The organism is Paenibacillus sp. FSL R7-0204 (genome assembly GCF_038002225.1).
Classification (GTDB): Bacteria; Bacillota; Bacilli; order Paenibacillales; family Paenibacillaceae; genus Paenibacillus_AQ.
On sequence record NZ_JBBOCA010000001.1, the window covers coordinates 1,350,341 to 1,362,900 of the forward strand.

At 52.3% G+C, this 12,560-nt stretch carries 10 protein-coding genes; 9 read left to right on the forward strand and 1 reads right to left on the reverse strand.

Features of this window, described 5'->3' with window-relative positions:
* Window positions 1–17 precede the first annotated feature (17 nt).
* The 9 genes from MKX42_RS06135 (at window position 18) to MKX42_RS06175 (ending at window position 11,487) form a co-directional block, all read left to right on the forward strand.
* The gene (locus MKX42_RS06135; protein ID WP_340751725.1) at window positions 18–1,565 is read left to right on the forward strand and encodes a response regulator transcription factor; all 1,548 of its coding nucleotides are present in this window, start codon (window positions 18–20) and stop codon (window positions 1,563–1,565) included.
* A 110-nt stretch (window positions 1,566–1,675) separates the two neighbouring features.
* Window positions 1,676–3,499 carry a sensor histidine kinase gene (locus MKX42_RS06140; RefSeq protein ID WP_340751726.1) on the forward strand — a complete coding sequence of 608 codons (1,824 nt, stop codon included), beginning with the start codon at window positions 1,676–1,678 and terminating at the stop codon, window positions 3,497–3,499.
* Between the two features lie 3 nt (window positions 3,500–3,502).
* Window positions 3,503–5,050 carry a response regulator transcription factor gene (locus MKX42_RS06145; RefSeq protein WP_340751727.1) on the forward strand — a complete coding sequence of 516 codons (1,548 nt, stop codon included), beginning with the start codon at window positions 3,503–3,505 and terminating at the stop codon, window positions 5,048–5,050.
* A gap of 112 nt (window positions 5,051–5,162) precedes the next feature.
* Complete coding sequence (locus MKX42_RS06150; RefSeq protein ID WP_340751728.1) at window positions 5,163–6,866, forward strand: sugar ABC transporter substrate-binding protein; 1,704 nt, start codon at window positions 5,163–5,165, stop codon at window positions 6,864–6,866.
* A 90-nt stretch (window positions 6,867–6,956) separates the two neighbouring features.
* Window positions 6,957–7,931 (forward strand): ABC transporter permease, encoded by a 975-nt coding sequence (locus MKX42_RS06155; RefSeq protein WP_340751729.1) that lies wholly within the window; start codon window positions 6,957–6,959, stop codon window positions 7,929–7,931.
* The gene (locus MKX42_RS06160; RefSeq protein WP_340751730.1) at window positions 7,931–8,893 is read left to right on the forward strand and encodes a carbohydrate ABC transporter permease; all 963 of its coding nucleotides are present in this window, start codon (window positions 7,931–7,933) and stop codon (window positions 8,891–8,893) included. The genes MKX42_RS06155 and MKX42_RS06160 overlap by 1 nt, the downstream gene beginning before the upstream one ends.
* 294 nt (window positions 8,894–9,187) lie before the next feature.
* Window positions 9,188–9,949 carry a methionine ABC transporter ATP-binding protein gene (locus MKX42_RS06165; protein WP_340757627.1) on the forward strand — a complete coding sequence of 254 codons (762 nt, stop codon included), beginning with the start codon at window positions 9,188–9,190 and terminating at the stop codon, window positions 9,947–9,949.
* Window positions 9,942–10,604: a methionine ABC transporter permease gene (locus tag MKX42_RS06170; RefSeq protein ID WP_340751731.1), complete on the forward strand. Its 663-nt coding sequence runs from the start codon at window positions 9,942–9,944 to the stop codon at window positions 10,602–10,604. The genes MKX42_RS06165 and MKX42_RS06170 overlap by 8 nt, the downstream gene beginning before the upstream one ends.
* Window positions 10,605–10,638: 34 nt before the next feature.
* Window positions 10,639–11,487, forward strand: coding sequence for a MetQ/NlpA family ABC transporter substrate-binding protein (locus MKX42_RS06175; protein ID WP_340751732.1), 849 nt, complete (start codon window positions 10,639–10,641; stop codon window positions 11,485–11,487).
* A gap of 106 nt (window positions 11,488–11,593) precedes the next feature.
* Here the strand turns inward: MKX42_RS06175 and MKX42_RS06180 are convergent, their stop codons facing one another.
* Window positions 11,594–12,535, reverse strand: a complete 942-nt coding sequence (locus tag MKX42_RS06180) for a metallophosphoesterase family protein (protein WP_340751733.1) — start codon at window positions 12,533–12,535, stop codon at window positions 11,594–11,596.
* Window positions 12,536–12,560 lie beyond the last annotated feature (25 nt).

The window sequence follows — 12,560 nt, forward strand, 5'->3', positions numbered from 1 at the left end:
AGAGGGGAGCGGAGCTCATGCTGAAAGTCATGATTGTGGACGATGAACCTTGGGTTCTGGAAGGACTCAGGACGATGGTGGACTGGGAGAAATCCGGATTCGAGGTATGTGCCGAAGCGCTTAGCGCCGGGGATGCGCTGCGGCTGATCCGGGAGCATAGGCCGGATCTGCTGCTGACAGATATCAATCTTCCGGTGATGAGCGGCCTGGAGCTGATTGCGGCGGTGAAGGAGACGGTGGACCCGCCGCCCCGGTTCGTGATCCTGAGCGGGTATGACGATTTCAACTATGCCCGGATCGCGCTGCGTCATAAGGTGGACGGCTATCTGCTGAAGCCGGTGGATGATGAGGAGATTGAGGAACTGCTGGGGAAGATCCGAGCTATTATCCAACATGAAACCGCTTCCATATTAGAGAGGCAGAAGAAGCACAATATCCTGGTACATAATCTGATCAGCCGTTGTGTCCAGGGGGATTGGAGTGAGGAGCTGGAACATGCCGCCTGCGGTCTGCTGGAGCTTCAGCCTGATACAGAGCTGCAATGCATTCTTGCTGCTGCTATTTCAGGTTCAAATACGGTGAGCCTGAATGAAGGGGATACCGGAGGCTTCCCGGATCACCTGGGCTATGTGTTCCAGGACCCGGCCGGAAGGGCCGGGCTTCTGATTCGCTCAGCCGGACTATCCACGGAAGCGCTGGAGGCGGCGGCCACCCAGGTGCAGAAGGTGCAGTCAGCGAAGCTTGGGGTGCCGGTGGCTGTAATGATCAGCGGCCGGGGGAACGGCCTGCGCTCCATCCAGGAGCTGTACACCCAGACGCTTGAGGTCTGGGGGCTCAAGTACCGGAAGGAGCGGGGCGGGATTTTCTATTACAACGATCTGCGTACGGCCAGCTTGTCTCCTGAATTCATTGACGGGCACTTTACACGTGTGCTGAATGAGGTGAAGGAAGGCATGCCGGAGAGAATCCGGGCTGCTGCCAGGGAAGCCTTCGAAGCTATGACTGCCAAGAGGGTGAGCATTGAAGCTGCACAGGCCGAGGTAGCCCATCTGGAGATGACCTTATGCCGGAGCATTACCGAGATGCAGGGAGATCCCGACCAGATCATGTGTGCGATGCACAATGAATATGGCAACCTGGGCGGACTCACGGATTACTACAAGCTCAGTCTGTATGTGGACCGGCTCTGTCTGGAGACAGCGGCGTACCTCACCGAGCTACGGGCTAACAACGAGGGGAACACCATCTATAATGTGATCCAATACGTGGATCTGGAATTCCGCAGCAAGCTGCAGCTCCAGGACCTCGCCCGGCAGTTTCATATGAATTCGGCTTATCTGGGCCAGCTGTTCCGCAAGGAGACGGGGCGCAGCTTCAGCGATTATCTGAATGAGAAGCGGATCGAAGCAGCCAAGAGCTTGCTCAAGCGCACACAGCTCAAGATATCGGATATCGCGGTACAGGTAGGCTTTTCCAATACTGATTATTTCATCGACAAGTTCAAGAATAAGGTGGGTTCATCACCTTCGGTGTATAAGAATGCCCACAAGAATAAACAGCTCTAAAATACCCCCACAAAGTGGGGCTGTGGCTTCGAAGGTTACTCAGATACTTTGCGGGGACCCCGAAAACTAATAAATTCTATAATGATAGGAAAGCCGGGTGTGTGTGTGGGATGGCGACAAAACGGTTTAAATTCGGCACCATCGTCAATGATATTCCGCTAAGCTACAAGTTCTATCTCATCTACATTGTAGGTGTGCTCCTGCCGATCATGGTGCTGAATCTGGTATTCCTGGAGCGGATTACAGATCTCATTAAATCGAGGGAGCAGCAGAATCTGGAGATTTCCATGGAACGGGCGCGGAAGGACATTCATGATTTTATTGAAGGGGGGGTCTCTGTCGGCTACACGCTGGCTGCGGATAAGAACCTGTACGAGATGCTGGACCGGACCTATACGGACTCTATCGAATTCTACAGCATGTTCAACGAACAGCTCAGAGACCGGATGAACAGTTATATGCCTGTTAATAATCAGCTGGAACGAATCAGTATATACACGAACAACCAGACGGTTGTATCCGGGGGCAATTACCAGGTAATGAACGATAAAGTATGGTTAAGTGACTGGTACCAGCAGGCGAAGAAAGCCACCACCCAGATATATGTTGCGGCTTACCGGACGACGGAGAACAAGAATCTGGCCTCATCCACCCCTACGCTCAGCATTATCGAGACCATGGACAATTACCGTAATCTGAACAACTATGAGAAGGTACTGCGGATTGATCTGGATATCAGTGAGATCTATGACATTATCGTCCGGGAACGGGATTACCTGAGCCTGTATCTGATCAATGGGGAGAACAAGATTGTGATGTCAGCGGACAGCGGGTATCAGCACGTTACGGATAATCCCTATCCGGTATTCGATCAGTGGGGCGAGAGCCAGGACGAGAGCGAGGGGGTGCGGGTGATGGCTGTAGGGACGGCGAATTATCTCAAAGGCTGGCGGATTGTCGGAATTACACAGGGGGAGCGGATCTCCCAGGCGGTTCTCGATATCCGGCTGTACGCAGCGGGCCTGGCGACAACGCTTACTGTGTTGACCAGCATATTCATATACATCATGCTGCGCTCCTATAATTACCGGGTGAAACGTCTGGCCCGGCACATGCAGAAGGTGACGAACGAGAAGTTCGAGCTGATTGCCATCGATGAGGGCCGGGATGAGATCGGCGGGCTAATCCACAATTTTAACCGGATGACTTCCAGAATCCACTCCCTGATCAATGACGTGTACAAGCTGGAGATCCAGAGCAAGAACCTGGAGATGGAGCGCGTCAGGGCGGAGCTGAATTTCCTGCAGAGCCAGATGAACCCCCACTTCCTGTTCAACACGCTGAATGCGATTCTGGTGGTCTGCACCAAGAACAAATATAACGATGTCACTGATATTATAAAAAGCTTGTCGAAGCTGCTGCGCAGACTGCTCAGCTGGAAGGAGGATCTGGTGTCGGTGCGCGAGGAGATCGCATTTATCGACATGTATCTGAGGATTGAGAAATTCAGGTTCAGGGATAAATTCGATTATACCTTTGAGATCGATGAGCAGTCCCTGGATTATAAAATACCGAAGCTGAGTATGCAGCCGCTGGTCGAGAATTCCTGCAAGCACGGCCTGCAGACGATTGAGGGGCTGGGGGTAATCAAGGTGGCTGCGGCCGTGCTGGATAACAGGCTGCAGATTACAGTATCCGACAATGGTAAGGGCATGGAGCCGGAGAAGCTGAAGGAGCTGATGTTCGCGGTCCGCAAGGAGGATTACTCGGGCACCCACATCGGGATTCGCAATGTATACCGCAGGCTGGAGCTGAATTACGCAGATCAGGTGCGCTTCGAGATATCCAGTACGCCGGATCAGGGAACCGTAGTGACCTTTGGCATTCCCCTGAAGCTGCTTGAACAGAATTATTCCCTGGAAAGAGAGGTATAGACGATGAAATACAAAGTGCTATTAATCGACGACGAGCCGAGTGCTCTGGAAGGTATGGAGATGTGGATTGATTGGCAGGAGCTGGGCTTCGAGCTGTGCGGAACCTGCGGCAACGGCCGGGAGGGTCTGCAGATGATGAAGCAGCTTGAGCCGGATCTGGTCATTACCGATATCCATATGCCGCTGATGAATGGTCTGGAGATGATCGGGGAGTGGCGGCAGGAGGGGAAGGATTCGACGAAGTTCGTCATTCTGAGCGGCTATAGTGAGTTCGAATATGCCCGCACGGCCATCAGCTACGGAATCAATCACTATCTGCTGAAGCCGGTCTTCCCGGAGGAGGCTACCGAGGAGCTGCGGGAGATCCGCCTGGAGCTGGAGCAGGAGGCGAACCGCAGAAGAATCCATGAGACAGCTTCCGGGGAAGAGGCGGCAACCTTAATCAAGGGGCTATTATATGGCAAAAAGGGAGAACCCGAGCTTAGGGAATGGCTGGAGACTCTGCCCGGCTTCAAGGAGAGCCCTTCCTGGAATGTTTGCCTGATCCGGACGGTCCCGGAGCTGTATACAGAGGTGAGGAGCCGCACACTCTCCCTGCTGGCCGGATATAAATCATTGGTAACGATTGATCTGGAGGCGGGAATGCTCGGGATCGTGTACGGGATGACGGCAGGCGGCGGGGACGCTGGCGGAATAGCTGAAGTGCTGGATACCCTGCTGGGCGAGTACGGAGGAGGGAATGTCCATATCGCGCTGGGAACCCCGGAGGACTCCTTGTTGTCCATAGAGGGCAGTTATGGCCGGGCCAAAGAGACATTACTGCATTTCTTTTACGAGCCGGAGCAGGCAGGAGTGCTGGCTTACAGCGGGGTGCAGGACAAGCCCTTCAGTTATCACTATGACCATATCGGGCTGATGGATGCCTTGCTGAATTGCGTGAATCTTCTGGACGCGGACGGCTACCGCGAGGCACTGGAGGCGGCAGCCCGCAGCTTCCGGGAGCAGCAGGTGGCGCCGGAGGTAGTACGCAAATTCGTAATCCACCTCATGTACCGGATATTCGCACTCTCACCCGGGGCAGAAGCCGCAGGCGAAGAGGGCGGAGTGGCCTCGGGCGTTGGGGTATCAGAGATTCAGCAGGCGATGACTCCGCTGAGCGGGCTGCTCAGCCGCCTATTGTCCTACGGCGGGAAGGCCATAGATCTGCTGGTGCGTGAGCAGAACTATAAGTCGCACGGGATTGTCCGGGAGATCAACCAGTACATCGGGGAGCATTATCAGGAGAGCCTGAGCATTCAGAAGCTGGCCGAGATCTTCTTCCTGCATCCGGTATACCTGGGACAGCTATTGATTAAGAAGAACGGGATGACCTTCAATGAGCAGCTGCATCATCTGCGTATTCAGGCTGCAGCTGAGCTCCTGCGCGGGAGCAGGCTGAAGCTATCAGAGATTGCTGAACGTGTCGGTTATGCCAATTACGGACAGTTTCTGAAACGGTTCGAGAAAGAGCTGCACATGGGCCCGAATGAGTACCGGCATGCCAAGTTCTAAAATTTTCGGGGGTACACCTTTAGTTCGGTCGTATTTTAGCGGTCAGTTCACCTCTATAATTTATTTATGTAAGTGCTTACAAAATAAAGACAATACACTATGGAGGTGCTTTATGGGGGGCAAGTCGAAAGTGACGTTCAAGTATTCCCTGGTTGCTTTATTAACCCTTAGCTTCGCGTTGTCAGGCTGCGGCGGAGGCAACAACAACAAGAATGCTGCTACAACTGACAAAGCTAAGGAGACAACTGCAACGGATTCTGCTTCAGCTAACAATGGAGGAAAGATTGAACCGTTCAAGGTTAGCGCATTTATCGGTGTAGCCGGGCAACAGCCGACACCGGACAACAAGATCTATAAGAAAATCAAAGAGGAGACCGGTGCCAGCTTCGATATGGAGTTCTTAGCAGGCGACATTAACCAGAAGCTGGGCGTTATGATTGCCGGTCAGGATTATCCGGACCTTATGACCGGAAGCACCAAGCTTACAGCAGCAGGGGCTTATATCCCGCTTGAAGACCTGATCGAAGAGCATGCGCCGAATTTGAAAGCGCATTATGCAGACTATTGGAACATGATGAAGGACCCGAATGACGGACATATTTATATCCTGCCTAACTTCGGTGTATATAACGGGAAGGTCAACAGCTCATGGTATTCGGGACCGGCCTTCTGGATTCAAAAAGCAGTGCTTAAGGAATTCAACTATCCGAAGGTTAAGACACTGGATCAGTATTTTGACCTGATTGAGCAATATAAAGCAAAGTATCCCAAAATTGACGGTACCCCGACCGTCGGGTTCGAAATTCTGAACTATGACTGGAAAAACTGGGGTCTGTTCAACGCTCCGCAGCATCTGATCGGACATCCGAATGATGGCGGCGTAGTCGTGAAGGACGGCGTAGCCGAGGTGTTTGCCAACAAGGATTATGCCAAGAAGTACTATCAGAAGCTGAATGAGATGAACGAGAAGGGCATTATCGACAAAGAAACCTTCGTGCAGAACTACGACCAGTATATGGCAAAGCTGTCCAGCGGAACCGTTCTGGGGATGTTCGACCAGCACTGGAACTTCAACGCTGCTGAGGATTCACTGACGACTCAGAATAAAATTGAACGCACTTATGTAGGTCTTCCGCTGGTATACGACGAGTCAACCAAAGACCACTACCGCGATCTTGCGGTACTCAACCTTAACAACGGCTTCGGCATCAGCATTAATGCCAAAGATCCGGTGAAGATTATCAAGCTGCTCGACACCCTGATGGATGAGAAGTGGCAGAAGCTGTTCACCTGGGGTGTGGAAGGTGAGGATTATATCGTTGAGAACGGCAGATTCATGAGAACCCAGAAGCAGCGTGATGATGCAGCCGATGCCAGCTGGCAGCTGGCCAACAAGGCCAAAGCATTGTTCGAATATCTGCCTAAGACCGAAGGAAGCTACAGCGACGGTAACTCCACGGATGCTGCTGCGCAGCCGGAAGAATATAAAGCAGGCCTGAAGCCGTACGATAAGGAAATTCTGGATGCTTATGGATTCAACTCCTACGTGGACTTCTTCAGCGATCCGCCGCCAAACCCTGTCTATTATCCTGCCTGGTCCATCGACCTGATTGAAGGCTCGGATGCCAAAATTGCCAATACCAAGCTAAATGAGCTGCAGACTAAGTTCCTGCCGAAAGCTATTCTTGCCAAGCCGGCTGAGTTCGATTCCGTATGGAACGATTATACGGAACAGATCGAGAAAGCCAATGTGAAGGCTTACGAAGACAAGATCAATGAGCAGATTAAGTGGAGAATCGAGAACTGGAGTAAATAACGTAAGGTCTGGTACCGGGTTTTAGAAGGTGGAAGGCCGGGTGACGGCCTTCCACCTTACATTAATTTGATGGAGTAGGAGACAACGAATATGGATGAGACCTTAGAAATAGATACTGGCGTCCGGCGTCCGAAGAAGAACAAGAGGAAAAAGCAGCCGATTACCTGGCGCCTAATTAAGAATCAGAATCAGCTGATCTGGATGTCTGTGCCTTTAATGCTCTACATTATCCTTTTTGCCTACGTTCCTGTATGGGGCTGGACCATGGCGTTCCAGAACTATAGACCGGCCAAGTCCTTCGGCGAGCAGGAATGGGTGGGACTGAAGCAGTTCAAGTTTTTGTTCACCGATGATAACTTCATTCGCGTCCTGCGTAATACGCTGGCCATGGGGGTTATCAATCTGATCCTCGGCTTCGTTACAGCCATCGTGCTGGCGTTGCTGCTTAACGAGATTAAAAAAGTATTCTGGAAAAGAACCGTGCAGACGATTTCCTATCTGCCCCATTTCCTATCGTGGATTATCGTTACCGGTATTGTGGCTACCTCGCTGTCCATCAATGACGGGATTGTAAATATCGTTCTAATGAAGCTGCATCTGATTAAAGAGCCGATTCTGTGGCTCAGCGAAGGCAAGTATTTCTGGGGAATCGTAGGGGCTTCGCATGTGTGGAAGGAAGTGGGCTGGAATACTATTATCTATCTGGCTGCCATCGCTTCCATTGACCCTGCCCTGTATGAGGCTGCGGAGATTGACGGTGCGAACCGTTACAAGAAAATGATGCACGTAACCCTGCCTGGGATCAAGGCAACCATTGTTATTCTGATGATTATGTCCATAGGACATGTGCTGGAAGCAGGCTTTGAAGTACAGTACCTGCTCGGCAACGGACTGGTAGTAGACTGGGCTGAAACGATAGATATTTTCGTGCTTAAATACGGACTTGCACAAGGGAATTATTCACTCGCAACCGCTGGCGGGATTTTCAAAACGGTGGTCAGCGTGACATTGCTGCTTATGGCTAACGGGATTTCCAAGCGGCTTGGGGAAGAGAGGTTGTTATAATGGCGGATAACCGGCAGATTAGCCCTGGGCAACAAGCAGGCTTTACGGCGAAAAGAAACCTGGGCACCGGCAGACTTGAACCGTTTTTGTTCACTTCCTTCAATACGGTCTTCATGGTCTGTCTGGTGGTTGTGACTTTATATCCATTCATCAATACGATTGCTGTTTCATTTAATGAAGGAAATGATACGATCCGCGGCGGCATTTACTTATGGCCACGACAGTGGACCTTTCAGAATTACAAGGCGATTTTTGCCACTGGAACGATTTTTGATGCTTTCCAGATATCAGTAGCACGTACAGTGGTTTCTACATTGCTTAATATTTTTCTGACTACCATGCTGGCATATACCTTAAGCCGCAGGGAGTATGTATTCCGTAAGATTATTACTGTAGTCTTCGTGCTGACGATGTATTTCAGCGCTGGCCTGATCCCGAACTACTTCCTGATTAAGGACCTGGGCCTGCTGAACAGCTTCTGGGTCTACGTTATTCCATCGATGATCAGCGCGTTCAACATGATCGTCATCCGGACTTACATCGGTACGATACCTGAGAGTCTGATGGAATCGGCCAGAATCGACGGCGCTGGTGATTTCAAAATCTTCATGCGGGTCGTCTTCCCGCTTTGTAAGCCGGTTCTCGCGACGATTGCACTGTTTGTGGCGGTCGGAGCCTGGAATGCCTGGTTTGACGCTTTCATCTACACCTCCTCCAAGCAGCATCTCAGTACACTGCAGTACGAGCTGATGAAGCTGCTGTCTTCAACGATGAACTCCAACGGAAACCCTAACGTGTCGAACGGGGTAGGAATGGACCAGAATTCAGCCCGGGCGATGGTCACGCCGATCTCGATCCGGGCAGCTATCACAGTGGTCGCCTCCGTACCCATACTGCTGGTGTATCCGTTCATGCAGAAGTATTTCGTAGTGGGTCTCAATGTCGGCAGTGTGAAAGAATAAGCATTCAGAGCGAATAGACTTGTCCATGCAAAATAGCAAAAGGGGTGCAGTCCTATCAGGAGCCGCACCCCTTTTTGTGCTTCCATTGAATAATCCCATAGAGCCACGAGCATCCTTATAATGCTCTGCTCTTCCGAGGACTTAGCAATCATTTTGAAATAAATGATGACACAGCGGAAGAAATACCTTATTATTTAAAGAGATTTTTAATGAAACAGATTTTAAATAATTATAGTACAATAAGTCCTGAGGTTCAGGGAGCATGTCCAGGCAGTCTGTAGGGGAGGGCTTCATATTCTTTCGCTGAGTCAGGTTAGCAAGAGCTTCACTCTGAAGGACGGCCCTTATACGGCTGTCGATCAGGTATCGCTTGAAGTTCAGGCGGGTGCCATTCACGGTATTATTGGCGCCAGCGGCGCGGGCAAATCCACGCTACTGCGGCTGATCAATCTGCTGGAGCGGCCCGATGAAGGAACAGTTATGGTTGACGGGCAGCGGCTTACGGAGCTGCCGGATAAGGAGCTGCGCCGGCAGCGGCAGAGAATCGGTATGATCTTTCAGCATTTCAATCTGATCGGCAATGCCACTGTCAGCCGGAATGTGGCGGTCTCTCTAGAGCTTGCGGGAGTGCCGCGTGCAGGGCGGATGAAGCGGGTGGAGGAATGTCTGGAATTCGTAGGCCTGGCGGACAAAGCCGGGCAATATCCGGCCCAGCTCAGCGGCGGACAGCGCCAGCGGGTAGCGATTGCCCGCGCACTGGCGAACAGTCCGAAGCTGCTGCTGTGCGATGAGCCGACATCTGCGCTTGATCCGGGCACCACGGCAGATATTCTGGAGGTGCTGCGCCATATCAATGCTTCCTTGGGTGTAACGATTGTGATCGTTACCCATGAACTGGATGTCGTGCGTAGCATCTGTTCCGAGGTATCTGTCATGGAGGGCGGACGGATCGTAGATTCCTTCTCCCGCGGGGAAGGCGGCTTCCTCCCGCCGGGAACGCATTCAGGCTCCTTCCGGGAGCGGATCACGGGCAGAACGGGGGTCTCCCATGTTTGAGAGCATGCTGAAATACCAGGATCAGATGTGGCAGTCTATCGGAGAGACCTTTGTCATGGTCGGCATTGCCATAGGCGCTGCGCTGCTGGTGGGGCTTCCGCTGGGGACACTGCTGTATTTTTGCCGCAAAGGCCAGTTGTATGAGAATAGAGGGCTGTCTCTGGTGCTGAACAGCATCGTCAATGTCATCCGTTCGTTTCCGTTCCTGCTGCTGGTGGTGGCGCTGATTCCGTTCACCCGGCTGGTCGTAGGTACGTCGATTGGCACACTGGCGGCCACGGTGCCGCTATCCATCGTTGCCATTGCTTATTACTCACGGCTGGTAGAGCAATCACTGCTGGAGATTCCGCGGGGAACGATTGAAGCGGCATTGTCGATGGGAGCATCCAAGCTGGGAATCATCTTCAAATTTCTGTATGTGGAGGCCCGTTCAGGACTGGTGCTGGGACTCACGGCGTCTACGATTAGCTTCATTTCTTTTTCAACCGTAATGGGGATTGTCGGGGGCGGCGGGGTTGGCGATTTCGCCATCCGTTACGGCTACCAGCGCTTCGAGACCGAGGTGATGATCTACGCCATTCTCGTGATGATTGTACTGGTGCAGCTCATTCAATTCACGGGAAGCACGATAGCCAGACTGCTCGACAAACGCTAGAATACTATACAATAATGGGGGCTTAAGAGAGATCATGAAAAGAACAGGAAGAAGAATGACCACCACGTTTGCACTGGTACTGCTTGTATTGACGCTTGCACTTGCAGGCTGCGGCAACAGCAAAGAAGCGGACAAGACACCGGCGGCAACCAGCACCGGGCCTGTGAAGATCAAGGTAGCCTCGCTGATTCCGCCAATGACGGATATCCTCGATATTGTGAAGCCGATTCTGAAGGAAGAAGGCGTGGATATGGAGGTTGTCGTGCTGTCTGATAATGTGCAGCCGAACGAAGCACTGGCGAATAAAGAGGTGGATGCGAACTTCTTCCAGCATGTACCGTACATGGAACAGTTCAATGCAAGCAAAGGGGCAAAGCTGGTGCCGGTTCAGCCTGTATATGATGCCATCTACGGCGGGTACTCCAAACGCTTCAAGAATATTGCTGATCTGCCCGAGGGAGCAACCCTTGTGATGGCGAATGATCCTTCCAATATTGGACGCTCGCTGCAAATGTTCGCAGATGCCGGGTTGATCACGCTGAAGGATGGGGTAGGAATTCAGGCTACCCAAGCTGACATTACTGCCAATCCGAAGAACTATAAGTTCGAGGAGGTCGACCTGCTGATGCTGGCCCGGATGCTGGATGATGCGGATCTGGTAGCGATGACGCCAGCCTACGCAAGCCCGCTGGGTCTGACTCCGAAGAAGGATGCGCTGATCACCGAGCGTGAAGATTCAGCCTTCACCATTACCCTCGTTGCCCGTGAGGACAACAAGGATTCCGAGTCCATCCAGAAGCTGGCGAAGGCGATCAGCGGCCCGGAAGTGAAGAAGTTCCTGGAGGATAATTACGCGGACATCGCGTTGCCTGCTTTTAAATAGTAGATAAACGGGTTACATCCTATACCGAAGTAAACGAAAAACGGCCTTCTCTTGGGAGAGAGCCGTTTTTTGTTGCGCAGGTAGCACATTGCTCCTGCTTGATACATCAATGATTCCCTAATTTACCGTAGAGTGTTACCGGATACGCCACCTCATATTGCGCCGCTTCAATCCAGGTCCCCGTAGTGAAGTCCCGTCCCCGTACTAGCACTTTATCAGCGTAGACTTCTATATAATAGCCTTGGCTGCCGCTCTTGTGTTCATCTGCATCCGTCCAGAGGTAGGCCACCGAAGCAGCGTTGAACATCGTAGCCGTCTGTCCGTTGCCGGGAACCATCGTGTTACTGACCTCCAGCTCCCAGTGGGTATGCCCGGTGAACAGCAGGGTCTGCGGGTGCCGCGACAGAATAGTACGCAACTCCTGATCCTGAGTGACCCCGTACCATTCCTGAGATTCCAGCGAACCGGCTACCGTATCCTTCAGCGGCTGGTGCAGGAAGAGGAAGGCGGGCTGATCCGGCAGGTAAGTCTGTTCCTGGTCAGGCTGCAGTTGCCCGTTAGACTTCGGTTTGTCCGGTGCGTGTTCACCAAGCTTGCGGTCCAGCCACTGCAGCTGTTCAGCGGATAGACTGCAGAACGTAGGCAGCCCTTCCTCCGTGCCGAGGAAGATGAAATGATACCCGTCAATCCAGTGGTCATGATAGGGGCCCGGCATGCCCATCCGGGAAGTATACATCGCAAGGCGGGATTCCCAGTGGCCCAGGCCGACATCATGGTTACCCAAAGTGTAACGAAGTTGCGGAAGTGATGCCTGATGCAGTCCAAGAATACGCTGAACCTCCTTGTACTCCCCAGGGAAGCCATGGTCTGTTATATCTCCTATATGCATGATCCCGCTGCTGCCTCGGCCATGTTCCCCTATATCCTCAAGCGCCCGTCCGAAGTTCTGATTGTACTCGTGCTCGGGATCGGCCGTGACATGGGTATCGGTGATAACCTGGAACGTCAGCAGCGGTTCAGTAACGCCCGGTGTGGCAGATGTATTCATAGGCAAGTGAAGCCTCCTTGAAATA